Raw genomic sequence first — 23,751 nt, forward strand, 5'->3', positions numbered from 1 at the left:
TCCCCACCGGGGCGGGCGCGTCCGGCGGGAGCGGCGGCACCCGCGGTCGAGGCGGTACGGCGGCCCACCCCCTTCGCAGCCGGGGGCGCGGCGGAGCCGGACGCGCGCTCGACCACCGGCAGGCCGGGGTCGGTGTGCGAGGTACGCCCGGCCTGCCGCAGCCAGTCCGCCGGTCGTTCCGGCCGGTCACCGCGGGGCGCACCACCCGGTCCGGGCCGGACGGCCCGACGACCGGTCGGCTCCTCGGTGTCCGGGCCGGGCCGGACAGCCCGACGACCGGTCGGCTCCTCGGCGTCCGGTCCAGGCCGGGCAGCCCGACGACCGGTCGGCTCCTCGGCGTCCGGTCCAGGCCGGGCAGCCCGACGACCGGTCGGCTCCTCGGCGTCCGGGCCGGGCCGGGCAGCCCGACGACCGGTCGGCTCCTCGGCGTCCGGGCCGGGCTGCGGGCGACGCCGGCCGGTGCCGGTCGGCCCGATCACCGGGACCGCTCCGGTCCCCGCGGCGGGGGTGTTCGCCGCCGGGCCGAGGCCCGGCACGGGCGGGCCGTTGCCCGTCAGCGGCGCCGCGGCCTCGTCCGGCTCGGCCGCGCGGCGGCGGCCGGTGCGGCGTTCCGGTGCGGCGGGGCCGCCCGGACGTCGGTCGCCCGGCGCCTCTGCGGTGTCCGGAGCGGCGGCGGCGCGACGCCCGCGAGCGGTCCGCGGGTCGGCGGCCCCGGGCTCGGGGCGGGGGACGCCGCTCACCGGCGTCGACGGGCCCGGCAGCGGCGCGCCGCTGACCGGTGTGGGCTGGCCGGGATCCGGCGGGAAGGCGCCCCGGCGGGCGGCGGCGCCCCGGGCCGGCGGACGCTGCCCCGGCGGGACGTCACCCTGGGCGGGTGGACGTCGCCCGAGGTCGGAGGGGAACCCGTCCTGCGCCGTCCGACCCTGCGAAGGGTCACGTCGTCCGGGATCCGGGAAGCCGGCCGCGCCGGCACCGGTGGACGGGCGCGGGCCCGGCGGAAAGCCGCCCTGCGCCGGCACGCCACCGGCCGGGCGCGCGGCCGGGGCCGGGCCGGCCGGCCCACCGCGCCGGTCGGCGTCGGTGCGGTCGGCCGGCGGGCGGGCACCCTGGGGGGCGCCGCGGCGGGCGGGGGTCGGGCCGGCGCCCGGTGCGGCCGCGCCCGAGGTGGGCCGGGCCGGCGGCGCCTGCCCGGGACCGTCGGGGCGGGACGGTTCGGGCTGCGGGCGGTCCGGTCCCCCGCGCCCCGGTCGACCGGCTGCCGCCGGACCGGGCCAGGGTCCCTCGCCCGGGCGGGGGCGCTGCTCGGGAGCGGCGGGCCAACCCCCGCGGACCGGTGGGGTGGCCTGACCGGGGGCGGCGCCACGGGCCGGCGGAGGCCCGTCGGGACGACCCGGCCGGGGACCGTCGGCCGGGCCGGGCCGGGGACCACCGGGCGGGACGGCCGGGCCCCGACCACCGGGCGCCGGGCCGGCGGGAGCACCGTCCGGGCCCAGTTCGGTGCGCTGCTGCTTGGCGGTACGGAGGTCGTCGATCCAGCCGAACTCCTCGCCGGCCGGCTCCGGCGGCGTTTCCTCCCCGCGCCCCCGGCCCCAGCGGCGCCCCTTGGCGCGGGGGTCGCGCCGTTCGTCGGGACCCTCCTGCGGTCGCTCCCCACCACGCGATGTCACAGCTGACCCTCTCCGACGGCGTCGATGCCGCCCTCATCCGCCCCGTCGGCGTGCCCCGTGCCCGTCGGGCGACGGCCGCTCACCGCCGGCACCGGCGCGTCGACACGCGACGCCGGGGCGGACAGCCCCCGGACGATCCGGCGCAGCAGCGGCAGCCGGGCGGCCACCGACCGCTCGGCCCCGTGCCCGCTGGGCCGGTAGTAGTCGGTCCCGACGAGATCGTCGGGAACGTACTGCTGGGTGACCACTCCGCGCTGGTCGTCGTGCGGGTAGCGGTAGCCCGTGCCGTGGCCCAGACCCCGGGCGCCGGCGTAGTGCGCGTCGCGCAGGCCCCTCGGCACCGACCCACCGCGCCCGGCCCGGACGTCGGCGATCGCCGCGCCGATGGCGGTGGTCGCCGAGTTGGACTTCGGCGCGGTGGCCAGGTGGATGACCGCCTGGGCCAGGTTGAGCTGGGCCTCGGGCAGGCCGACGTACTCCACGGCGTGCGCGGCCGCGGTGGCCACGCCGAGCGCCGTTGGGTCGGCCATCCCGACGTCCTCGCTGGCGAAGATGACCAGCCGGCGGGCGATGAACCGGGCGTCCTCGCCGGCCACCAGCATCCGGGCCAGCCAGTGCAGCGCGGCGTCGACGTCCGAGCCGCGCATGCTCTTGATGAAGGCGCTGGTCACGTCGTAGTGCGCGTCGCCGTCACGGTCGTAGCGGACGGCGGCGACGTCGACCGCCTGCTCGGTGGTGGCGAGGTCGATCCGGTCGGCGCCGAGCGCCGTGGCGGAGGCCGCAGCGGCCTCCAGGGCGGTCAGCGCCTTGCGGACGTCACCGCCGGCGAGGCGGACCAGGTGGTCCTCGGCGTCCGGGGCGAGGGTGAGCGCGCCGCCCAGACCCCGCTCGTCGGCGACCGCGCGGCGCAGCAGGCCCCGGACGGCCGCCTCGTCCAGCGGTTGCAGGGTGAGCAGGACGCACCGGGACAGCAGCGGGGAGATCACCGAGAAGTACGGGTTCTCGGTCGTCGCCGCCAGCAGCGTGACAGTGCGGTCCTCGACGGCGGCGAGCAGGGAGTCCTGCTGGGTCTTGCTGAACCGGTGCACCTCGTCGATGAAGAGCACGGTCTGCGGGCCGCCGGAGCGGCGTTCCCGGCGGGCGGTGTCGATCACGGCGCGGACGTCCTTGACCCCGGCGGAGAGCGCCGACATGGCGACGAAGCGACGGTCGGTGGCCCGGGCCACGAGATGGGCGATGGTGGTCTTGCCGCTGCCCGGCGGGCCCCAGAGGATGACCGACATGGGGGCCCCACCGCCGACCAGCTGGCGCAGCGGGGCGCCGGGGGCGAGCAGGTGTCCCTGACCGACGAGCTCATCGATGCTGGCCGGACGCATCCGGACGGGCAGGGGCGAATCCGCCGCGACGGCCGTGAAGCCGTCCACGCCTGGTGAACCCACGGCAGCGCGGGGCGCGCCGGCAGGTTCCCCGAGGGTGAAAAGGGCGTCGGACTCCATCACGAAGACAGTACCGGGCCGGGCCCATGACGCTGGAATCGCGCCGTGGACCCGACCGGCTGTGATCCGTTCCGGTCAGCCACGACCCGGACGACGACCCCGGTACCAGCGGCCGCCGCCACCACCGCCACCACCGCGCGGGCCCGAGCCGACCCCGGCGAGGTAGAGGGAGAGCAGCAGGAAGCCGATCAGCATCAGGGTGTGGGTGTTGAACAGGTCGGGGGCGCCGAAGTTCGTGTTCAGGAAGTCGATCAGCAGGGCGAAGCCGAACACGATGGCCGCGAGAATGGCGAGCATTTGCGTTCCTCCGGTGGGGGTTACCAGTGGGTCGACGCCTGATGTACCCAATCGGTCTGTTCGTCAATCTCCACCGTGGAGGGGGCCGGGTGGCTCACCGGTCCGTCGCGAGCGCCGCGTACCGCACCGAGTCCCACCAGCCGCCACGGACGAACAGGTGCTCACGGCTCACCCCCTCCGGCCGCAGACCGGCCTTCTCCAGCACCCGGCGGGAGGCGGTGTGGTCCGGGCGGGTGGTGGCCTCGATCCGGTGCAGGCCCACCTGCTCGAAGCCCAGGCCCACCAGCAGACGGGCGATCTCGGTGCCCAGGCCGCGCCCCCAGTGGTCGGGATGGAGCACGTAGCCGATCTCGCCCCGGCGGTGGACCGGGCTCTCCACGCTCAGCGTCCCCGCGCCCACCAGCCGGTTGCCCGCGACGACGGCCAGCCGGTACTGCGACCGCGGCGCGTCCTGCGCCTCCCGTCGCCACGCCGGAACGGCCGCGCGGATGTCGTCGAGGGAGGGCGGCGCCTCGTCGAGCACCCACTGGGCGAGGCGGGGATCGCTGGTCAGCGCGTGCAGGGCCGGGACGTCGTCGTCGCGCCACTCCCGCAGGGTGCACCCGGAACCGGTCAGTTCGACCGGACGTACGGAGCGGATCTCGGTCATCAGACTTCCTCTCGTAGGCTGCCGGAATGATCACTGCCGACCAGCTCCTGACGGGTCGGGACGCCCTCCTGGCCGCCACCGGGCACCACCCGTACGCCCGGCACGCGCTCTGGCGCGCCCACGGGGCGCGCGGCTGGCGACGGGACGGGACGGTGGGCTGGCTGCTGCCGCCGGAGCAGGGGCCGGCCGGTGGCGCGATCGGCGCGCCCGGACCGGCGCTGGACGTCTTCGCCGGCCTGGTGGCCGACGGGACGCTGCGCTCGGGCCAGTGGCTGAATGTGCCCCGGGCGGACCGGGCCGAGGTGACCAGCCGGTTGACGGTGGCCCGGCTGAACGAGTGGGACTTCCTCTGGACCGCCGCTCCCCCGCCGCCGCAGCCGGAGGAGGAGCGGGTGGTCCGCCTCACCGAGGCCGACCACCCGGCCCTGGTCACGCTGATCGAGGGTTCCTTCCCGACCACCACCTCCCGCCCGGGCGACCCGCACATCGTCGACTGGTACGGCATCCGCGACGGGGACCGGCTGGTGGCCTGCGGGGCGGACCGCAGCCGGGGTCACATCGGCTTCCTGGCGGGATTGACGGTGGCGACCGACCGGCGGGGCCGGGGGCTCGGGGCGGCGTTGACCGCCGGGATGACCCGCGCCCTGGCCGCGCGGTACGACCACGTCGCGCTCGGCGTCTATACCGACAACGTCGGGGCGATCCGGCTCTACCGTCGGCTCGGCTACACCGGCACCGAGCCGCGCAGCTCGGTCCAGCTCGGCTGACGGTTCCCGATGTCCGGTCACCGTGTCGGCGCCCCGGACGGCGCCGCGACCGGCACGGCGGGACGGTCCGCCCCGTCGGGAACGCCGGGTGGCCCGGCGGGCGGCGCCGCGGCCTCGTCCTGGGCCGTGGTCCGCCCCGCGCGCCACGCGGGCAGGTAGAGCGGTGCGGCGACGGCGAGCACCACTGCGCCGATCAGCATCGCCGTGGTGACGCTGCTGGTGTCGGCGATCGCGGTGAGCAGTACCGCGCCGAGCGCGAAGCCCGGCTGCCCCATCATCGAGTTCAGCGAGATGACGCTGGTCCGGTACGGCCCGTCGACCTGGCGGTGCAGCAGGCCCATGTGCAGCGGGTTGGACGCGCCGTGCACGGTGTAGCAGGCCAGGTACGCGACGAGCACCCCGACCGGGCCGGCGAAGAGCCCCATGCCGACCACGGTCGCGCCCTGGACGATCCGCAGCAGCGCGGCGCTCGGCGCGGCGCCCAGCCAGCGCAGCAGCAGCGGGGTCAGCGCCGCGCCCGCCGCCGAGGCGAGCCAGGCCGCCGAGCTGGCCGGCCCGAGCAGCGCCGCCGCCCGTTCGGCGTCACCGGTCACCTCGGCGAGGCGGACCGGGAGCAGCGACTCGAAAGTGACCATGCCGAAGCCCCAGAACAGCTCGACGGCGACCAGGGCGAGCAGCACCCGGGAGCGGCGCAGCAGGCCGAAGGCCTGGCCCACCATCCGGGGCGCCTCGGCGACCGAGGCGCGCAGCGCGCCGGCTCCCCGGGCCGGTCGGGTCTCCACCAGCAGCGCCAGCAGCACGACCAGGGCCACCGCTTGGAGACCGATGGCGACCAGCACCGGCACGGTCAGGGCGCTGACCGGGCCGACCGGGCCGAGGGCGACCAGGCCGCCGCTGAGCAGGGCACCGCCGGCGATGGCGACACCGGCCACCGTGCCGGCGAAGCCGAGGCCGCGCTCGTACCCGGCGGTCGGGTCGGCGGCGAGGGTGGCGTCGACGTACCAGGACTCCAGCGGACCGCTGTCCAGCGCCCGGTAGACGCCCTGCAACGCCCAGACCAGGAAGAACAGCGCGAAGGAGTTCGCCGTCGCGAACACCGTGAGCGCGACCAGGTTCAGCGTCCAGGCGGTGGCGAGCACCGGCTTGCGGCCCAGGGCGTCGGCGAGGCCGCCGGTGGGCAACTCCAGCGCGAGCACCACCAACCCCTGCGCGGTGGCGACCAGGCCGATCTGGGACAGCGACAGGCCGCGCTCCTGCATCAGCAGGATCATCACCGGGATCAACAGGCCGGTCGGCAGCCAGCGCAGGCCGTAGAGGGCGAGGTAGCGGAACCGGACCTGGCGTACGGAGAGCGCGGTCACGATTTTCCCTCCCGCATCGGGTAGCCGGCGACGAAGATCTGCACCGGCTCGGCGCCGGGCTCGGCCGGGTCCGCCTCCGCGTGGTACCGCTCCAGGACCTGCCACAGCTCGGCCTTGAGCGCCACCATGCGGTCCGGCGGGATGGTCAGCAGGACGTCGCCCATGCCGAACGCGTCCCGCCAGGCCGGCGACCACTCGTGCTCGACGGCCAACCAGCGCTCAGCCCGTTCCACCAGCAGGCGGACCTGGTCGCCGTGGATCCACTGGATCGCCGCCCGGGCATCCGGGTCGTCGTCGAAGTCCGTCGGTTCCCAGCTGGTGACGTCGTGCACGGCCTGCCACCAGCGCTGCCGTCCGCTGCCCCGGTCGGGATCCTCGGCGACCAGCCCGACGTCGGCGAGCTGACGCAGGTGGTAGCTGGTCGCGCCGGTGTTGGTATCGAGCAGCTCGGCCAGTGACGTCGCGGTGGCTGGCCCGTTGACGCGCAGCGCCCCGAGCAGACGCATCCGCAGCGGATGGGCCAGCACCCGAACCTGTCGGTGGCTCAGCCGGACCTCCCGCGGCGGCGCGGCCCTTTCCTCGTTTCCCATGAGTGCAGAATATCTGTGCACACTTCCTATGCACAAGGGCTGTGCATAGGAAGTGTGCACACCGACCTCGCGGGGCCCGCGCCGAGCGATGACGTGGCGTCGTGCGGCCCGTTACCCGCTCGCCCGCGCGGGCACATGTCGCGCGTGTCGACGCAGGCGGCCACTTCTCCGCGAGAGCGATATGTGGGCTAGGTAGGCATCACCGTGCGTGACGCCCCGCCGGGCCGACTCAGCAGCAGCGCCGGGTCGGGAGCCGCGCCCAGCGACGGATGCGTCGCGCGGAGCGGGTGAGGGCGAGCCGTGTCGGGGAGAACGGAAGCGGTCAGGCGGCGAGCAGTTCGGTCACGCCGCGCAGCCGGGTCCGCAGCAGATCGGCGGCGCGCGTGGAGTCGAGACGGACCTCGGTGGGGCGGACCAACCCCAACGCCGCCCCGGTGGTGGTCTTCAACCCGGCAGGGTCGAGGCCGTACCGGCGGGCCACCAGCAGGCCGAGGTCGGCCCGGCTCACCTCGTCCGGTCCGGCGACGTTGAGCGGGCCCGCGTACGCCGAGGCCACCAGCTCCAGCACCGCCTCGGCGAGGTCGGCGACGTCGACCGGGCAGCGGATCTCGTCGGTGAACAGGGCGCCCCGGCCGGCGAGCGCGTCGCGGCACAACTGGATCTGCTTGCTCCCCTCCCCCACGATCAGCGAGGTGCGCACCAGCACGGCCGACGGGTCGATCGCCCGGACCGCGGTCTCCGCCGCCGCCTTCGCGGCCCCGTAGAAGTGGATCGGGCTGGGCGCCTCATCGTCGCCGTACGGCGCGGGACGGCCGGCGTGCAACGCGTCGCTGGAAAGGTGCACCAGCCGGGCTCCCGCCTCGGCGGCCGCGTACGCGATGTGCGCCGCCCCGTCGGCGGTGACCGCCCAGTCGTCGTTGCGGTACGGCGTGCCCACCACCGCGTCCGGCCGCACCGCCGCGACCAGCCGGCGCACCGCCTCGCGGTCGGTCACGTCCAGTCGCCGCAGCGCCACGCCCGACAGGTTGACGGGCGTGGTGTGCCAGGTCCCCACCACCGTCCGGCCGGCGGCCACCGCGCGCCGGCAGATCTCCCCGCCCAGGAACCCACCGACCCCGACCACCAGCAGCGTCATCGCCCGTCCCCACTTTCCCGCAAACGATCAGGAGGTCCGCGTCATCATGACGCAGACCTCCTGATTGGAAAAACGACGCGTCAGACCGGGTCGGCCACCGGGGCGGCCGGGCCGGCGGTGCCGGCGTGCGGGCCGGTCGGGGCCTTGGGCTTGGCGTCGATGCCGGCCTCGGTGCGCTGCTGGGCGGTGATCGGCGTGGGCGCGCCGGTCAGCGGGTCGAAGCCGCCGCGGGTCTTCGGGAAGGCGATGACCTCGCGGATCGAGTCGGCGCCGGCGAGCAGCATGCAGACCCGGTCCCAGCCGAGGGCGATGCCGCCGTGCGGCGGGGCGCCGTACTTGAACGCCTCCAGCAGGAAGCCGAACTTGTCCTGCGCCTCGTCCGGGGTGATGCCGAGCAGGTCGAAGACCCGCTGCTGCACGTCGCCCCGGTGGATACGGATGGAACCGCCGCCGATCTCGTTGCCGTTGCAGACGATGTCGTACGCGTAGGCCAGCGCCCGGTCCGGGGCCTCCTCGAAGCGGTCGACCCACTCCGCGTTCGGCGAGGTGAACGGGTGGTGCACGGCCGTCCAGCCGCCCTCGTCCGTGCGCTCGAACATCGGCGCGTCGACCACCCAGCAGAACGCCCAGGCGGACTCGTCGATCAGCTTGGTCCGCTTGGCGATCTCGATCCGGGCCGCGCCGAGCAGCTCCTGCGCCTCCCGGGTGTTGGCGCTGGCGGCGAAGAAGACCGCGTCGCCCGGCTTCGCGCCGACCGCGTCGGCCAGGCCGCCCAGGTGCGCGGCGGAGAGGTTCTTCGCCACCGGGCCGCGCGCCTCGCCGGTCTCCGCGTCGAGCACCACGTACGCCAGGCCGCGGGCGCCACGCGCCTTGGCCCAGTCCTGCCAGCCGTCCAGCTCCTTGCGGGTCTGCGACGCGCCGCCCGGCATGACCACCGCGCCGACGTAGCCGCCCGCGTCGATCGCGCCGGCGAAGACCCGGAACTCGGTGCCGCGCAGGTAGTCGGTCAGCTCGGTCAGCTCGACGCCGTAGCGCAGGTCCGGCTTGTCGGAGCCGTACCGGGACATCGCGTCGTGCCAGGTGATCCGCGGGATCGGCCGGGAGATCTCGTGCCCGGCCAGGTCCTTCCAGAGCGCCGAGACGATCGCCTCACCGAGGTCGATCACGTCGTCCTCGGTGACGAAGGACATCTCGATGTCGAGCTGGGTGAACTCCGGCTGCCGGTCGGCGCGGAAGTCCTCGTCCCGGTAGCAGCGGGCGATCTGGTAGTACCGCTCCATGCCGCCGACCATCAGCAGCTGCTTGAACAGCTGCGGAGACTGCGGCAGCGCGTACCAGCTGCCCGGCTGGAGCCGGACCGGGACCAGGAAGTCGCGGGCGCCCTCCGGGGTGGACCGGGTCAGCGTCGGGGTCTCGATCTCCAGGAAGTCGCGCTCGTGCAGCACACCCCGGGCGAGCTGGTTGGCGCGCGAGCGCAGCCGCAGCGCGTTGGCCGGGCCGCTGCGGCGCAGGTCGAGGTAGCGGTACTTGAGCCGGATGTCGTCGCCGGCCTCGATCTGGTCGTCGACCGGCAGCGGCAGCGGCGCCGCCTCGGAGAGCACCTCCAGCGCGGTGGCGGTCACCTCGATCTCGCCGGTCGGCAGGTCGGGGTTCTCGTTGCCCTCCGGGCGGCGGGTCACCTCACCGGTGACCTTGACGCAGAACTCGTTGCGCAGCGCGTGCGCGTCCTCCTCGCGGAAGACCACCTGGACCACGCCGGAGCCGTCGCGCAGGTCGACGAAGATGACACCGCCGTGGTCGCGCCGGCGGGCCACCCACCCGGCGAGCGTCACCGTGGTGCCGGCGTCCGTCGCGCGCAGGCTGCCGGCGTCATGGGTACGGATCACGACTTGCGTCTCCTCATCTGCGGTACACCTCTGCCCTCCGCATTCTGTCAGGCCGTCCCGTCCGGCGATGTCACCGGGCGTGGTTGCCGGCCGGCCGTCGGGGCGCCGCCGGCGCGTACGGTGTGCCGGGTGCGCGTCGTACCCCGCTGGGCCCTGCTCTCCTCCGCCGCCGCCCCGGTGCTGCTGATCGGCGGCTGGAGCTGGGCGGCGACCCGCCAGCCGGGCGGCTTCGACCAGGTGGGCGGGACGATCAGCGCGCTCGCGGCGGCCGACGCGACGGACCGCTGGATCATGACGATCGCCCTGGCCGGTCTCGGGCTGTGCCACTGCGTGACGGCGGCCGGGCTGCGGCCGCTGCGCCGCGCCGGCCGGCTGCTGCTCGCCCTGGGTGGGGTCGCCACCCTGGCCGTGGCGGCCTTCCCGCTGCCGACGCAGCGGGGTTCGTCCACTGCGCACGGGCTCGCCGCCGCGGTCGCCTTCGGCGCGCTGGCCCTCTGGCCGGCGCTCGCCGCACCCGGCCACCGCGCGTCCGGCGCCGCCCGGAGTGCGCCCGGCGCCCGGCTGACCGCCGTCCGTGGTGCGGCCCTCGCCGCGCTGCTGCTGGCCCTGGTCGGCTGGTTCGTGGTGGAGCTGTCCGGCGGCGGCGCCCGGATCGGGCTGGCCGAGCGGGTGGCCGCCGGCGCGGAGGCACTCGCCCCGCTGCTGGTGGTGGGGGCGCACGGGAGCGGGCCGCCGGTGCACCGGCGGCCCGCTCGCGGGAGGTCGATCAGTAGACGCTGACGCCGTAGACGCCCAGCGGCTCGGTGACCGGCTGGAAGTAGGTCGTGCCGCCGGAGGAGCAGTTGCCGCTGCCACCGGAGGTGAGGCCCAGGGCGGTGCTGCCGGCGAAGAGCGAGCCGCCGCTGTCGCCACCCTCGGCGCAGACGTTGGTCCTGATCAGGCCGTAGACGGAACCCTCGGCGTAGTTCACCGTGGCGCCGGTGGCCGAGACGCTGCCGCTGCGCAGGCCGGTGGTGCTGCCGCTGCGCTTGACGGCCTGGCCGACGTACGCGTTGCCGGCGGTGGTGATGTCCTGGTAGCTGCCGTTGTAGAGGTAGACGTTGCCGGGCGGCGTGCTGCCGTTGGTGTAGCGCACGATGCCGTAGTCGTTGCCCGGGAAGCTGGTGCCCGCCCGGCTGCCCAGCACGGTGGTCTGGCTGGAGTTCGAGTACCAGGTGGAGCCGAGGTTGGTGCAGTGCCCGGCGGTGAGGAAGTAGTACGTGCTGCCGCTTCGGACGTTGAAGCCGAGCGAGCAGCGGTAGCCACCGGTGTAGATGGCCTGGCCGCCGGAGAGGCGCTTGCTGAGCACGCCCGGCTCGCTCTCGACCCGGACGGTGCCGTTGGTCCGCGCGGCGGCGGCCTTGACCTGCTCCAGCTTCGCGCCGGTGACGGTGCTGTCGACGGAGACGACGACCTGGTTGGTGGCGGCGTCGGTCCACCACGCGGTGCCGGGGATCTTCGCGGAGCGTTCCAGCTCGGCGGTGGCGGACTTGAGCTGGGCGGCGCCCCGGGTGACGAGCTTCGGGGTGGCGCCGGCGGCGCGGACCTGGCGGGCGGCGATGGCGTCGGTGACGGCGACGACCATCTTGCCGCTGGCGTCGGCGTACGTGCCGGCGGCGCGGTCGCCGAGGCGCTGGGCGAGGGTGGCGGCGGTGTCGGGCGAGGCGGGCGAGGCGGGTGCCGCCTGCGCGGGTGCGCCGAGCAGCGCGCCGGTGACCAGGGTGCCGGCCAGGGCGACGGCGGCGGCGCGGCGGAGCGATGACCTCGTGGGTCGCATGTAACAACCTCCAGAAGAGGGTGACGGGCCGCGCCGGGGGTGACGCGCCCCAGGACCACCCGGCCGACCTGGGGAAACCGGCCGAGTGAGCTGAAGTATTCACATATTTAAGTTCATAGGCAAGACCCAACTTTGCCCGAATTCACCCCACCGCCCCATGTAACCGTGAAGCAACATTGTGGACACAGAGAGTGGTCTATACGATCTGGCCACCGCAGCACGCCGGCGCCCGTGATCCGGAGGCCACCATGACCCTCATCCGACGCGCACTGTCCACCCTCGCCAGCGCCACCGCCCTCGTCCTGCTCGCCGCCAGCCCGTCCACCGCCGCCACCAGCCCACCGCCCAACTCGATGGCCAGCATGGGCGACTCCATCACCCGCGGCTTCAACGCCTGCGGCTGGTACGTCGACTGCACGTCGCGCTCGTTCAGCACCGGCGACTACGGCAGCGTCAACAGCCACTACCTGCGCATCCGCGCGGTCAACCCGACCATCCAGGGCCGCAACTACAACGACGCCCGCAGCGGCGCCAAGTCCGCGGACATGTACGGCCAGGCCGGCACCGCGGTCAGCCAGGGCGTCGAGTACGTCACCATGCTGATCGGCGCCAACGACGCCTGCACCAGCTCGGAATCCACCATGACGTCGGTGGCCACCTACCGGGCCAACATCGACAGCGCGCTCAACCGGATCAAGGCGGGCCTGCCCAACGCCCGGGTCGCGGTGATCAGCGTGCCGGACATCTACCGGCTCTGGTACATCGGCCGGAGCAACTTCAGCGCGCTCAGCGCCTGGTCGACCTTCGGCATCTGCCAGTCGATGCTGGCCAACGCCACCTCCACGGCCCAGGCGGACGTCGACCGGCGGGCCCGGGTCCGGCAGCGCGTGATCGACTACAACACCCAGCTCGCCCAGGCCTGCACGGCCTACGGCGCGAACTGCGACTTCGACGACAACGCCGTGTTCGGCTACCCGTTCGTGCTGAGCCAGGTCTCCACCTGGGACTACTTCCACCCGAACACCAGCGGCCAGGCGGTGCTGGCCAGCTTCTCGTACGCCAGCGGCTTCGGCTGGTGACACCCGGCCGGTGCGCGGGCGGTCGCCGTCCGCGCGCCGGTTCGCGGACGCTCAACCTGACGCGTGCACGGCAGCCAGGTAGGACTCTCTCGTACCTCCTCGCTGTCAGTCGACCCGGCGGCGCGCCCCCGGGCCCGGGCGGGGCACCACCTCGCGGGGATCGGCCAACTCGTGCCCCTCGGCGCAGCGCAGTGCGACGCGGACCTCGGCGCCGCAGTCGCGGTGGGTGACGCTGAGCGGGGAGCCGTCCGGGTCGGCCAGGTAGTGGTCGCCCCAGCCCAGCACCGCCACCAGCACCGGCCAGAGGTCGAGCCCCTTGTCGGTGAGCCGGTACTCGTGGCGCAGCCGACTGCCCGGCTCCCGGTACGGCTCGCGGCGCAGCACTCCATGCTCCACCAGGGTGGCGAGCCGGTCGGTGAGCACCTGACGCGGGATGCCGGTGCGGACCCGCATGTCGTCGAAGCGGCGGATGCCGTTGAACACCTCGCGGAGCACCACCAGGGTCCAGCGCTCGCCGAGGATCGCCATCGCCCGGGCGATGGTGCAGTTCTCCACCGACCAGTCCAGTGCCGCGGGTCTCATGGCCACCAGGCTAGATCTGATTGACAGACTCAGCAACGCGCTGCCACGCTGAGTCCATGACTCAGACGCAGGATCCGGCGCGCAGCCGTACCTTCTCCTGGTCCGACCCGGTGGCCGGGGCCGCCCACGTCGGCCGGCGCAGCGGCCTCGAGCTGATGCGCGCGATGATCGCCGGCGAGCTGGCCGCTCCACCGATCATGCACCTGATCGACATGGCCCGGATGGAGGCCGAGGAGGGCCGGGTCGTGGTGGAGCTGGTACCGCAGGAGTTCCACTACAACCCGCTCGGCACGGTGCACGGCGGCGTCATCTCCACCCTGCTGGACACCGCCGCCGCGTGCTCCGTGCACACCACGCTGCCGGCCGGCGTCGGCTACACCTCGCTGGACCTGAACGTGAAGTTCCTCCGCCCGGTCACCGTCGCCAGCGGCATCCTCCGCTGCGAGGGCACCGTCCTCCAACGCGGCCGCCGCACCGCCCTGGCCGAGGCGAAACTGACGGACGCCAACGGACGCCTGATCGCCCACGCCACCTCCACCTGCCTCCTCTTCCCCCTGAGCACCCCCACCACCCCCTGACCCCGGGGCTCTTTCCTGGAAAGAGTCGCCATGGCACGCCGAATGGCCGCTCTTTCCGGGAAAGAGCGGCCATTCGGGGCGGGGGCAGTCAGAGGCGGGTGGCGAGGCGGGCGGCGCGGGCGGCGCGCTTCTCCTCGAAGCGGCCGGCCTGCTGGTCGAGGGTGTCCAGGTGGGCGGCGATCTGGTCGCGGGCGGCCTCGCCGTCGGCGTCCAGGCCGGTCACCGTGAGGACGTCCCACTGGCGCAGCACCGGGACGACCACCTCGTCCCGGTGCTGGCGCAGGTCGTAGATGCCGGCCAGCGCGATCGCCACCGACTTGCGGGCGAAGCCGTCGATGCCGACGCCGGGCATCTGGAAGTCGGCCAGCACGTCGGCGACCGCCCGCATGGCCTGGCTCGGGGCCAGCTCGAAGGCCGCGCCGAGCAGGTTGCGGTAGAAGACCATGTGCAGGTTCTCGTCGGCGGCCACCCGGGCCAGCAGCGCCTCGCAGGCCGGGTCGCCGGTGGCCCGCCCGGTGTTGCGGTGCGAGATCCGGGTCGCCAGTTCCTGGAACGACACGTACGCCAGCGAGTGCAGCACCTCGTCGCCGTGCACGTTGTGGTAGCCGGCCGACATGTGGGTCATCCGGGCCCGCTCCAGCGCCACCGGATCCACCGCCCGGGTCACCGTCAGATAGTCGCGGATGGCGGTGCCGTGCCGCCCCTCCTCCGCCGTCCACCGGTGCACCCAGGTCCCCCACGCCCCGTCCCGACCGAAGAGCGTCGCGATCTCGTGGTGGTACGAGGGCAGGTTGTCCTCGGTGAGCAGGTTGACGATCAACGCGGTCCGGGCCACGTCCGGGATGGCCGAGTCGGTCGCCGACCACGCCTCGCCGCCGAGCGGCCCGTCGAAGGTCCGCCCCTCGCTCCACGGCACGTACTCGTGCGGGAACCACTCCTTCGCCATCGACAGGTGGCGGTCGAGGTTCTTCTCCACGACGGGCTCGAGTTCCAGGAGCAGGGCGGTCTGGCTGAGTACGGTCACGACGATCTCCCTACGGTGGCGTAACTTACGCTACCGTAGGTCCGATCGCGCGTACGCGCCAGTAATGAGCCTCAGCCGACCAGCGGCTTCAGGTCCTCCCGGGGCGGCGTCCACTCCCCCGCCGCGGCGGCGACCTGCTCGCCCGAGCGGATGTCCTTCACCTCGTCGCCGTCGGCGCCCGGGAACCACACGTACGGGATGCCGCGCCGCTCGGCGTACCGGATCTGCTTGCCGAACTTCGCCGCGTTCGGCGAGACCTCGGTGGGGACGCCCCGGGAGCGCAGCGCCTCGGCCACCCGGTTGCTCGCCGGACGCTCGTCCTCGGTGGTCACCGCGACCAACACGCAGGTCGGCACGCTGCGGGAGACCGACAGCGCGTCGGCGCCGAAGAGCACACCGAGCAGCCGGGTCACCCCGATCGAGATGCCCACCCCAGGGAAGCGGACGTTGCCGGAGCTGGCCAGGTTGTCGTACCGGCCACCGGAGCAGATCGAGCCGAACCGCTCGTAGCCCGCCAGAGACGTCTCGTAGACGGTGCCGGTGTAGTAGTCCAGGCCGCGGGCGATCCGCAGGTCGGCCACGCAGAGCCCCGGCGAGTGCGCGACCGCGGTGTCCATCACGGCGACCAGCTCGGCGATGCCCTCGTCGAGCAGCGGGTCGTCGACCCCGAGGGCGCGTACGGCGTCGGCGAAGGAGGCGTCCGCCGCGGAGATCTCGGCCAACGCCAGGGCCGCCTTGGCCTGCGCCTCGCTCGCCCCGGCCGTCTCGGCCAGCAGCTCGGCCACCTTCGCCGGACCGATCTTGTCGAGCTTGTCCACCGCGCGCAGCGCCGCCGCCGGGTCGTCGATCCCGACCCCCCGGTAGAAGCCCTCACAGATCTTGCGGTTGTTGACCTGGATCCGCACCGGCGGGATCGGCAGTGACCGCAGGGCGTCGCCGATCACCAGCGGCATCTCGGCCTCGTAGTGCGCCGGCAGGGTGTCCCGGTCGACGATGTCGATGTCGGCCTGGAGGAACTCGCGGTAGCGCCCCTCCTGCGGGCGCTCACCCCGCCACACCTTCTGGATCTGGTAGCGGCGGAACGGGAACTGCAGCTTGCCGGCGTTCTCCAGCACGTACCGGGCGAACGGCACGGTCAGGTCGAAGTGCAGGCCGAGCGAGTCGTCGCCGGCCGGCCCGTCGGCGTCGGCCTGGAGCCGGCGCAGCAGGTAGACCTCCTTGGACGTCTCCCCCTTGCGCAGCAGCTGATCGAGGGGCTCCACCGCGCGGGTCTCCAGCGGGGCGAAGCCGTACAGCTCGAAGGTGGCGCGGATCCGGTCGAGGACGAACTGCTCGATCATCCGCTGGGCGGGCGTCCACTCCGGGAAGCCGGAGATGGGCGTGGGCTTGCTCATGACGTACTCCTTGCGTCCCGCGCAGACGGCGCGGGGAGATCGTGGGCGCGGTGCGGCTACAGGCCGCGGGTGGGCGCGGCCGGGCGCGCGTCGCCGGACTCCGCCACCTCGACGAGGTACGGGTTGGTCGCGCGCTCGCGGCCGATGGTGGTCGCGGGGCCGTGGCCGGGCAGGACGACCGTGTCGTCGGCCAGCGGGAGGACCTTCTCCCGCAGGCTGGACAGCATCCGGGGCATGCTGCCGCCCGGCAGGTCGGTGCGGCCGATCGAGCCGGCGAAGAGCACGTCACCGGAGAGGCAGATCTGCTCGGCCTCCCAGGGCGAGCCGGCGCCGGGCAACCGGAACAGCACCGACCCGCCGGTATGGCCCGGGGCGTGGTCGACGGCGATCTCCAACCCGGCCAGCGCCAGGGTCGCGCCGTCGGTCAGCTCGGCCACGTCGTCCGGCTCGGTGTACGGCAGCCGGCCACCGAAGAGCTGGGTGAGGTCCGCGGAGAGCCCCTTGGCCGGGTCGGCCAGCAGCTCCCGGTCGTCCGGGTGGACGTACGCGGGGATGCCGCGCGCGCCGCAGACCGGCGCCACGGAGAACGTGTGGTCCAGGTGGCCGTGGGTGAGCAGCACCGCGGCCGGGTGCAGACGGTGTTCGGCGAGCACGGCGTCGAGCCGGTCGAGCACCCCGATGCCGGGGTCGACCACCACGCACTGCTCCCCCGGCGCGGTCGCCACCACGTAGCAGTTGGTGCCGAAGGCGTCCGCGGGAAAGCCGGCCACGAGCACGTCCGCTCCCCTTCCGTCGAGTCGTCGTCCCTGAGGGCAGCCTAGCCGTAGCGGCGACCGGATATCCGGGACCCACCCGTCCCCCGCACCCCGTGCGGCACAGTGATGTACTCCGATAAACCCAGCCCGGACCTCGTACACCACTTTCACAGCGGGTACCCGTACACTCTGGCGGGCGTGTGGCGTGGCGCACCTGCGGACGCGGCGGGCGCGGGCGGCCCGACCGCCGGTGACGACCAGGTAGAGGAAGGGGAGCACGGGTGGCTTCCAGCAGGGACCGGCAGCGCAAGCTCGCGCGGGAGAAGCTCGACCGGCAGTTGGCCCGACGGGCCGCCGCCACCCGGCGTCGCCGGCAGATCCAGGCCGGGGTGGGTGCCGCGGTCGTGCTGGTGCTGATCGTGGTCGGCGCGGCCTGGGGGCTCGGCGCCTTCGACCGCGACCCGGAGCAGAAGGCCGCCGAGGACGTCTGTCTCTGGACGCCGCAGGACGCCGGCGCCAACACCAACCTCAAGGACGTCGGCACCCCGCCGACGAAGGACATCCCCACCACCGGCACCCGGACGATGACCGTCAACATCAACCAGGGCGGCCCGGTCACCGCCGAGCTGGACCTGGCCGGCGCGCCCTGCGCCGCGGCGAGCATCGCCCACCTGTCCGGCAGCTCGTTCTACGACAACACCAAGTGCCACGAGATCACCGCCGAGGGCGCGCTGCGCTGCGGCGACCCGAGCGGCACCGGGCTGGGTGGCCCCAGCTACTCGTTCTACGACGAGAACGTCCCGGCCGCGCCGGAGGCCAGCCCGTCGGCCAGCCCCGCCCCGGGCCAGCCGCCGGCGTACCCGAAGGGCACGGTCGCGATGATCGCGAACCCGCCGGGCGCCAACGGCAGCCAGTTCCTCGTCTTCTTCAAGGACTTCAACCCGGCCAAGCCGGCGTACCCGATCATCGGCCGGATCAGCGGCGGGCTGGACGTGATCGAGAAGATCGGCGCCCTGCCGACCGTGGACAATGGGACCGGGGCCAAGGTCAAGCCGAAGACCGACGTGGTGATCCAGAAGCTCACCGTCGGCGAGCCCCAGACGGCACCGGCGCCGGCCTCGGCCGCCCCGTCGGCCAGCCCCAGCGCCGGCTGAGCCGGACACCACCCGTACCCCGCGGCAGCGACCGCGCCCGAAAGTCGAGGAGTGAAGGCGTGACGTCCACGAGAGAGCGGCAGCGCGCGGCGGCGCGGGCCCGACTGGAGCGGGAGATGGCCGAGCGCTCGGCCCGGGCCCGCAAGCGCCGGCAGACGCAGGCGATCGTCGGGGCCGGTGCGGTCCTGCTGCTCGTGGTCGCCGGCACGGTCTGGCTGGCGACCAGCCTCGGCGGCGACGACAAGAAGCAGGACGCCGCCGGCCCGGACGCGGCGTTCGCGCAGTGCGCGTACACCGAGGTGCCCAAGGAGGGCCGGACCAAGCAGATCAAGGACGTCGGTCTGCCCCCCGCCCAGCAGGACGACACCGGCACCCAGACCATGACGATCGACACCAACCTGGGGCCGATCACCGCGAAGATCGACCGGGCCGCGGTGCCCTGCACCGCCGGCAGCTTCACCCACCTGGCGAGCAAGGGCTTCTTCGACAACACCAAGTGCCACCGCCTGGTCACCGAGGGCATCAAGGTGCTCCAGTGCGGCGACCCGAGCGCCACCGGCAAGGGCTGGCGGCAGACCGACGGCACCGGCGGCCCCAGCTACAACCTCGCCGAGGAGAACCTGCCGACCGACAAGCGCCCCGCGTACCCGGAGGGCGTCATCGCGATGGCCAACTCCGGCCAGCCGGGCAGCACCGGCAGCCAGTTCTTCATCGTCTACGGCGACTCGCAGCTCGACCCGAACTACACCGTGGTGGGGACCATCACCGGCGGCATGGACCTGGTCAAGCAGGTCGCCGCGGCCGGCGACGACAAGGCCTTCGCGTCTCAGGCCGGGGGTGGCCACCCCAAGAAGGAGGTCACCATCACCAAGCTGGCCATGAGCGACATCCAGGGCTGACCCCCCGGGTACGACGAAGCGCCCGCCGGCTGAGCCGGCGGGCGCTTTCGCGTGGGTGTGGCCTCAGGCGCCGGAGGTGACCCGGTAGGCGTCGAAGACGCCGTCGACCTTGCGGACCGCGGCGAGCAGGTGGCCCAGGTGCTTCGGGTCGGCCATCTCGAAGCTGAACCGGCTCACCGCCACCCGGTCCCGGGTGGTGGTGACGGTGGCGGAGAGGATGTTGACCCGCTCGTCGGAGAGCACCCGGGTGACGTCGGCGAGCAGCTTGTGCCGGTCCAGCGCCTCGACCTGTATCGCGACCAGGAAGGTCGAGGCGGAGGTGAGCTTCCAACTGACCTCGACCACCCGCTCGCTCTGGGCCCGCAGGTCCTCGGCGTTGGCGCAGTCGTCCCGGTGCACGCTGACCCCGCCGGAGCGGGTGACGAAGCCGAACACCGAGTCCGGCGGCACCGGGGTGCAGCAGCGGGCCAGCTTGATCCAGACGTCGCTGACGCCGCGGACCACTACGCCGGGGTCGCTGCTGCTCTGCCGGCTGCGCGGCGGCCGGGTGGCGACGGCGGTCTCGGCGATGTCCTCCGCCGCGCCCTCCTCGCCGCCGTACGCGGCCATCAGCTTCTGCACCACCGACTGCGCGGAGACCTGGCTGTCGCCGACCGCCGCGTAGAGCGAGGCCACGTCGGCCAGGTGCAGATCCCGGGCGATCGCCATCAGCGCGTCCGAGGTGAGCATCCGCTGCAACGGCATGCCCTGCTTGCGCATCGCCTTGACGATCGCGTCCTTGCCGGCCTCGATCGCCTCCTCGCGCCGCTCCTTGTTGAAGTACTGGCGGATCTTGGTGCGGGCGCGCGGGCTCTTGACGAAGCCGAGCCAGTCCTGCGTCGGGCCGGCCGTGTCGGACTTCGAGGTGAAGATCTCGATCACGTCGCCGTTGGAGAGCGTCGACTCCAACGGCACCAGCTTGCCGTTGACCCGCGCGCCGATGCACTTGTGCCCGACCTCGGTGTGCACCGCGTACGCGAAGTCCACCGGCGTCGACCCGGTCGGCAGCGGGATGACGTCACCCTTGGGGGTGAAGACGTACACCTCCTGGCTGGACAGGTCGAAGCGCAGCGCGTCGAGGAACTCGCTGGGGTCGGCCGCCTCCCGCTGCCAGTCCAGCAACTGACGCAGCCAGGTCATCTCGTCGATGTGCGCCGGCGGGCCGACGATCTGGGTGCCCTTGTGCTCCTTGTACTTCCAGTGCGCCGCGATGCCGAACTCGGCGGTGCGGTGCATGGCGTACGTGCGGATCTGCATCTCCACCGGCTTGCCGGTGGGCCCGATGACCGTCGTGTGCAACGACTGGTACATGTTGAACTTGGGCATCGCGATGTAGTCCTTGAACCGACCCGGCACCGGCTGCCAGTTGGCGTGGATGACGCCCAGCGCCGCGTAGCAGTCCCGCACCGTGTCGACCAGGATCCGCACCCCGACCAGGTCGTAGATGTCGTTGAAGTCGCGACCCCGCACGATCATCTTCTGGTAGATCGAGTAGAGGTGCTTCGGCCGGCCGGTGGTCTCCGCCTTGATCTTGGCGGCCTTCAGGTCGGTCGACACCTTCTGGGTCACCTGGCGCAGCAGCGCCTCGCGCTGCGGCTGGTGCTCCCCGATCAGCCGGTTGATCTCCTCGAACCGCTTCGGGAACAGCGTGCCGAAGGCGAGGTCCTCCAGCTCCCACTTGATCGTGTTCATACCCAGCCGGTGGGCCAGCGGGGCCAGGATCTCCAGCGTCTCCTTCGCCTTCTGCTCCTGCTTGGGGCGGGGCAGGAAGGTCAGGGTCCGCATGTTGTGCAGCCGGTCCGCCAGCTTGATCACCAGCACCCGCGGGTCCTTGGCCATCGCCACGACCATCTTGCGGATCGTCTCCGCCTTGGCGGCGTCGCCCAGCTTCACCTTGTCGAGCTTGGTGACGCCGTCGACGAGCAGGGTGACCTCGCCGCCGAAATCCGCGCGCATCTGGTCGAGGGTGTACGCGGTGTCCTCGATCGTGTCGTGCAGCAGCGCGGCGACCAGGGTGGTGGTGTCCATCCCCAGGTTGGCCAGGATGGTGGCCACCGCCAGCGGGTGGGTGATGTACGGGTCGCCGGACTTGCGGTACTGCCCGGAGTGCCAGCGCGCGGCGGTGTCGAAGGCCCGCTGCAGCAGCCGGGCGTCGGCCTTGGGGTGGGCGTCGCGGTGGGTGGAGATCAGCGGTTCGAGAACCTCGCTGACCTGGGAGCTCTGCCACGGCGCGTTGAACCGGGCCAGACGGGCCCGCACCCGGCGGCCGGTCGGCGCGTTGGAGAGCGCGAAACCGCCGCTCGGCGAGGGATCACCGTCGGCCGGGAACGGCGCCACGGCCGCGTCGTCGCGCGGGCCGGCCGCCTCAGGGGCGATGCCGTCGCCGGCACCTGCCAGCCCGGCCGGCGGGTTGCTCTTCCGGTCGGTCACCGAGCCGTCGGCCTCGCCTGTCGGGTGCACCGTGCCCTCCACCGGAGGGACGACATCGTGGGACACCGGCCTCCTCACCGCTCGCCGGGGACGCGCCGACCGTCCGGTCGACGTCCTCTTCAACCGGCCCACCGGCCGGTGTTGTTCCGGGCCGGCAACGCGCGCCGGCCGGTCCTCGCGCCGCCCGGACGGTGGACCGCCCGGTCAGCAAAGGGCAATGCTACCCGCACGGTGGGTGCCCTGCCGCTCCGCCGGACGGACCGTGCCGGGCCCGCCCGGACCGGGCCGGATCAAACGGTCAGCAGGGCATGCACCGGGCGGCCGGCCAGTTTCCGGCGGCCCTCCAGGAAGCCGAGCTCCAGCAGGACGGTGAAGCCGGCCACGGTGCCCCCGGCCCGCTCGACCAGGTCGAGGGTCGCCTCGGCGGTCCCCCCGGTGGCCAGCACGTCGTCCACGACCAGCACCCGGTGCCCGGCGGTGAAGGCGTCCTGGTGCACCTCGAGGGTCGCCTCGCCGTACTCCAGCGCGTAGGAGGCGGAGTACGCCGGGCGCGGCAGCTTGCCCGCCTTGCGCACCGGCACCACGCCGATCCCGGTCGCGTACGCGATCGCGGCGGCGATCACGAAGCCCCGGGCCTCGATGCCGACCACGATGTCGAACGAGTCACGCCCGTGGTACTCGATGATCCCGTCGATCACCTCGCGGAACACGTCGCCGTCGGCGAAGAGCGGCATCAGGTCCTTGAACACGACGCCGGGCTTGGGGAAGTCCGGCACGTCCAGCACCCGGCTGGCCACCAGCTGGGCGAACTCGGGACCGCTGTCTCCCCGTACCCCGGTGCTCTGGGTCTCCGTCACGGTGTTTCCGTTTCCCTTCGGTACGACGACGGCGTCCGTCACGCTGCTCGCACAGCATGGCGGACGCCGTCGGTTCGATCTTTACCGGGTGCCCGGCTCGGTCAGCGCCGCTTGGCGCCACCCGGCCGGTTGCCCCCGCCGCCACTGGGACGGCCGCCGCGCGCGCCGGTCGGACGCTTGCCGACGGGACGCGCGCCCACCTTCGGCGCGGCGCCGGCCAGAGCCGCGGACTCCGCGTCGATCCCCTCGTCGCCGGCCTCGTCGGCCGACCGCGGGGTGCCCTTCGGGGTGAGCTCGCCCCGGGCGATGGCGCCCCGGCGGCCCAGCACCCGCTTGTTGTGCGCCTGGATCCGCGGGTCGGAGTTCTTGAGCACCGCCAGCAGCGGGGTGGCCAGCAGGATGGAGGTCAGGAACGCCACCGCCATACCGACGAAGAGCACCAGACCCAGGTCCTTCAGGGTGCCCGCGCCCAGCAGGCCGGCACCGATGAAGAGCAGACCGCCGACCGGGAGCAGGGCCACCACGGAGGTGTTCAGCGACCGCATCAGGCTCTGGTTGAGCGCCAGGTTGGCCGCCTCGCCGTACGTCTGGTTGTTGTTCGCGGTGATGCCCCGGGTGTTCTCCTGGACCTTGTCGAAGACGACCACCACGTCGTAGAGCGCGAAGCCCAGGATGGTGAGGAAGCCGATGATCGTCGACGGGGTGACCTCGAAGCCGACCAGCGAGTAGATGCCGGCGGTGAGGATCAGGTTCATGAACAGCGAGGCGATCGCGGCGACCGCCATCCGCCACTCGAAGCGGACGATCAGGTAGAGCGCCACCACCGCGATGAAGAGCACCAGGCCGAGCAGCGCGCGCTCGGTGACCTGCTTGCCCCACGCCTCGGAGACCTGGTCGCCGCTGATCTGGCCGGGCTGGATGCCGAAGTCGCGGGCGATCTCACCCTTGACCGAGGCGGCCTGGTCGGGGCTGAGCTGCGTGGTGCGCATCTCGTAGAAGTCACCGCCGGCGCCGCCGACCTTCTGCGCGGTCACCACCTCGGCACCGCCGCCCTTGGCCTCCAGCGCGGTGCCGACCGTCTCGCGGGCCTCGTCCAGGGTGCCGACGCTGGCCGGCACCTGGAACGAGTTGCCGCCGGCGAACTCGATGCCGAGGCTGAACCCGCGTACGGCGAAGCTGAGCACCGCGACCAGGATCAGTGCGGCGGCGACGGTGAACCACAGCTTGCGGCGGCCGACGATGTTGAGATCGGCCTCGCCCCGGTAGAGCCGGGACGCCAGACCCGTCTTAGCCATC

Annotated in this window: 21 protein-coding genes; 6 read left to right on the forward strand and 15 right to left on the reverse strand. The window is 73.4% G+C overall.

The features are described 5' to 3' along the window. Positions 1-1,663: 1,663 nt before the first annotated feature. The 3 genes from AC5RWQ_RS14340 to AC5RWQ_RS14350 all read right to left on the reverse strand — a co-directional run bounded on the left by AC5RWQ_RS14340 (position 1,664) and on the right by AC5RWQ_RS14350 (position 4,109). On the reverse strand, positions 1,664-3,163 hold the full coding sequence (locus AC5RWQ_RS14340; RefSeq protein ID WP_494283215.1) for a replication-associated recombination protein A: 1,500 nt from the start codon (positions 3,161-3,163) through the stop codon (positions 1,664-1,666). A gap of 75 nt (positions 3,164-3,238) precedes the next feature. Next, a complete protein-coding gene (locus AC5RWQ_RS14345; RefSeq protein ID WP_091656616.1) occupies positions 3,239-3,460 on the reverse strand; it encodes a hypothetical protein in 222 nt (73 codons plus the stop codon). A gap of 94 nt (positions 3,461-3,554) precedes the next feature. Continuing rightward, a complete protein-coding gene (locus tag AC5RWQ_RS14350) occupies positions 3,555-4,109 on the reverse strand; it encodes a GNAT family N-acetyltransferase (protein ID WP_494283216.1) in 555 nt (184 codons plus the stop codon). A gap of 26 nt (positions 4,110-4,135) precedes the next feature. Between AC5RWQ_RS14350 and AC5RWQ_RS14355 the strand changes: the two genes are divergently transcribed. Beyond that, positions 4,136-4,876, forward strand: a complete 741-nt coding sequence (locus tag AC5RWQ_RS14355; protein ID WP_494283217.1) for a GNAT family N-acetyltransferase — start codon at positions 4,136-4,138, stop codon at positions 4,874-4,876. 17 nt (positions 4,877-4,893) lie between these two features. Here the strand turns inward: AC5RWQ_RS14355 and AC5RWQ_RS14360 are convergent, their stop codons facing one another. From AC5RWQ_RS14360 to aspS, 4 genes are all read right to left on the reverse strand, one after another. Then, complete coding sequence (locus AC5RWQ_RS14360) at positions 4,894-6,240, reverse strand: MFS transporter (RefSeq protein ID WP_494283410.1); 1,347 nt, start codon at positions 6,238-6,240, stop codon at positions 4,894-4,896. Next, a complete protein-coding gene (locus AC5RWQ_RS14365) occupies positions 6,234-6,827 on the reverse strand; it encodes a helix-turn-helix domain-containing protein (RefSeq protein ID WP_494283218.1) in 594 nt (197 codons plus the stop codon). Before AC5RWQ_RS14365 ends, AC5RWQ_RS14360 begins: the two co-directional genes overlap by 7 nt. A 322-nt stretch (positions 6,828-7,149) precedes the next feature. After that, positions 7,150-7,962 (reverse strand): sugar nucleotide-binding protein, encoded by an 813-nt coding sequence (locus AC5RWQ_RS14370; RefSeq protein ID WP_494283219.1) that lies wholly within the window; start codon positions 7,960-7,962, stop codon positions 7,150-7,152. A gap of 80 nt (positions 7,963-8,042) precedes the next feature. Next, entirely contained in the window at positions 8,043-9,848 is a 1,806-nt protein-coding gene (gene aspS, locus AC5RWQ_RS14375; RefSeq protein WP_494283220.1) for an aspartate--tRNA ligase, read from the reverse strand. 129 nt (positions 9,849-9,977) lie between these two features. On the opposite strand from aspS, the gene AC5RWQ_RS14380 reads away from it, so the two are divergent. Beyond that, complete coding sequence (locus tag AC5RWQ_RS14380; protein ID WP_494283221.1) at positions 9,978-10,628, forward strand: DUF998 domain-containing protein; 651 nt, start codon at positions 9,978-9,980, stop codon at positions 10,626-10,628. Here the strand turns inward: AC5RWQ_RS14380 and AC5RWQ_RS14385 are convergent. Next, on the reverse strand, positions 10,615-11,664 hold the full coding sequence (locus tag AC5RWQ_RS14385; protein WP_494283222.1) for a S1 family peptidase: 1,050 nt from the start codon (positions 11,662-11,664) through the stop codon (positions 10,615-10,617). The two genes, AC5RWQ_RS14380 and AC5RWQ_RS14385, sit on opposite strands and share 14 nt — an antisense overlap. Positions 11,665-11,912: 248 nt before the next feature. Between AC5RWQ_RS14385 and AC5RWQ_RS14390 the strand changes: the two genes are divergently transcribed. Further along, positions 11,913-12,743: an SGNH/GDSL hydrolase family protein gene (locus tag AC5RWQ_RS14390; RefSeq protein WP_494283223.1), complete on the forward strand. Its 831-nt coding sequence runs from the start codon at positions 11,913-11,915 to the stop codon at positions 12,741-12,743. A gap of 105 nt (positions 12,744-12,848) precedes the next feature. Here AC5RWQ_RS14390 and AC5RWQ_RS14395 read toward each other — a convergent pair whose 3' ends face one another. Next, positions 12,849-13,325: a winged helix-turn-helix transcriptional regulator gene (locus tag AC5RWQ_RS14395; protein ID WP_494283224.1), complete on the reverse strand. Its 477-nt coding sequence runs from the start codon at positions 13,323-13,325 to the stop codon at positions 12,849-12,851. 56 nt (positions 13,326-13,381) lie between these two features. On the opposite strand from AC5RWQ_RS14395, the gene AC5RWQ_RS14400 reads away from it, so the two are divergent. Beyond that, positions 13,382-13,903: a PaaI family thioesterase gene (locus AC5RWQ_RS14400; protein WP_494283225.1), complete on the forward strand. Its 522-nt coding sequence runs from the start codon at positions 13,382-13,384 to the stop codon at positions 13,901-13,903. Between the two features lie 88 nt (positions 13,904-13,991). Here the strand turns inward: AC5RWQ_RS14400 and AC5RWQ_RS14405 are convergent, their stop codons facing one another. The 3 genes from AC5RWQ_RS14405 to AC5RWQ_RS14415 form a co-directional block, all read right to left on the reverse strand. Then, the gene (locus AC5RWQ_RS14405) at positions 13,992-14,927 is read right to left on the reverse strand and encodes an acyl-ACP desaturase (RefSeq protein WP_334492562.1); all 936 of its coding nucleotides are present in this window, start codon (positions 14,925-14,927) and stop codon (positions 13,992-13,994) included. A 71-nt stretch (positions 14,928-14,998) separates the two neighbouring features. Then, complete coding sequence (gene hisS / locus AC5RWQ_RS14410) at positions 14,999-16,321, reverse strand: histidine--tRNA ligase (RefSeq protein WP_494283226.1); 1,323 nt, start codon at positions 16,319-16,321, stop codon at positions 14,999-15,001. A 56-nt stretch (positions 16,322-16,377) separates the two neighbouring features. Next, on the reverse strand, positions 16,378-17,097 hold the full coding sequence (locus AC5RWQ_RS14415) for an MBL fold metallo-hydrolase (protein ID WP_494283227.1): 720 nt from the start codon (positions 17,095-17,097) through the stop codon (positions 16,378-16,380). 260 nt (positions 17,098-17,357) lie between these two features. Between AC5RWQ_RS14415 and AC5RWQ_RS14420 the strand changes: the two genes are divergently transcribed. Both AC5RWQ_RS14420 and AC5RWQ_RS14425 read left to right on the forward strand, forming a co-directional pair. Continuing rightward, complete coding sequence (locus AC5RWQ_RS14420; protein ID WP_494283228.1) at positions 17,358-18,230, forward strand: peptidylprolyl isomerase; 873 nt, start codon at positions 17,358-17,360, stop codon at positions 18,228-18,230. A 59-nt stretch (positions 18,231-18,289) separates the two neighbouring features. Then, positions 18,290-19,129 (forward strand): peptidylprolyl isomerase, encoded by an 840-nt coding sequence (locus tag AC5RWQ_RS14425; protein WP_494283229.1) that lies wholly within the window; start codon positions 18,290-18,292, stop codon positions 19,127-19,129. A 63-nt stretch (positions 19,130-19,192) separates the two neighbouring features. Here AC5RWQ_RS14425 and AC5RWQ_RS14430 read toward each other — a convergent pair whose 3' ends face one another. The 3 genes from AC5RWQ_RS14430 to secF all read right to left on the reverse strand — a co-directional run bounded on the left by AC5RWQ_RS14430 (position 19,193) and on the right by secF (position 23,750). Further along, positions 19,193-21,664, reverse strand: coding sequence for a RelA/SpoT family protein (locus AC5RWQ_RS14430; protein ID WP_494283230.1), 2,472 nt, complete (start codon positions 21,662-21,664; stop codon positions 19,193-19,195). A 224-nt stretch (positions 21,665-21,888) separates the two neighbouring features. Beyond that, entirely contained in the window at positions 21,889-22,455 is a 567-nt protein-coding gene (locus AC5RWQ_RS14435) for an adenine phosphoribosyltransferase (RefSeq protein WP_494283231.1), read from the reverse strand. 101 nt (positions 22,456-22,556) lie between these two features. Continuing rightward, positions 22,557-23,750, reverse strand: a complete 1,194-nt coding sequence (gene secF / locus AC5RWQ_RS14440; RefSeq protein WP_494283232.1) for a protein translocase subunit SecF — start codon at positions 23,748-23,750, stop codon at positions 22,557-22,559. Position 23,751 lies beyond the last annotated feature (1 nt).

This window comes from Micromonospora sp. BS32 (genome assembly GCF_059089345.1).

What these genes read in the sequence shown, in the direction of transcription:
- AC5RWQ_RS14390 (WP_494283223.1), top strand. Translation starts at nt 11,913, where the DNA reads ATGACCCTCATCCGACGCGCACTGTCCACCCTCGCCAGCGCCACCGCC.
- AC5RWQ_RS14370 (WP_494283219.1), bottom strand. Translation starts at nt 7,962, where the DNA reads ATGACGCTGCTGGTGGTCGGGGTCGGTGGGTTCCTGGGCGGGGAGATC.
- AC5RWQ_RS14395 (WP_494283224.1), bottom strand. Translation starts at nt 13,325, where the DNA reads ATGAGACCCGCGGCACTGGACTGGTCGGTGGAGAACTGCACCATCGCC.
- secF (WP_494283232.1), bottom strand. Translation starts at nt 23,750, where the DNA reads ATGGCTAAGACGGGTCTGGCGTCCCGGCTCTACCGGGGCGAGGCCGAT.
- AC5RWQ_RS14345 (WP_091656616.1), bottom strand. Translation starts at nt 3,460, where the DNA reads ATGCTCGCCATTCTCGCGGCCATCGTGTTCGGCTTCGCCCTGCTGATC.
- AC5RWQ_RS14355 (WP_494283217.1), top strand. Translation starts at nt 4,136, where the DNA reads ATGATCACTGCCGACCAGCTCCTGACGGGTCGGGACGCCCTCCTGGCC.
- AC5RWQ_RS14385 (WP_494283222.1), bottom strand. Translation starts at nt 11,664, where the DNA reads ATGCGACCCACGAGGTCATCGCTCCGCCGCGCCGCCGCCGTCGCCCTG.
- AC5RWQ_RS14400 (WP_494283225.1), top strand. Translation starts at nt 13,382, where the DNA reads ATGACTCAGACGCAGGATCCGGCGCGCAGCCGTACCTTCTCCTGGTCC.
- hisS (WP_494283226.1), bottom strand. Translation starts at nt 16,321, where the DNA reads ATGAGCAAGCCCACGCCCATCTCCGGCTTCCCGGAGTGGACGCCCGCC.
- AC5RWQ_RS14340 (WP_494283215.1), bottom strand. Translation starts at nt 3,163, where the DNA reads ATGGAGTCCGACGCCCTTTTCACCCTCGGGGAACCTGCCGGCGCGCCC.
- AC5RWQ_RS14350 (WP_494283216.1), bottom strand. Translation starts at nt 4,109, where the DNA reads ATGACCGAGATCCGCTCCGTACGTCCGGTCGAACTGACCGGTTCCGGG.
- AC5RWQ_RS14365 (WP_494283218.1), bottom strand. Translation starts at nt 6,827, where the DNA reads ATGGGAAACGAGGAAAGGGCCGCGCCGCCGCGGGAGGTCCGGCTGAGC.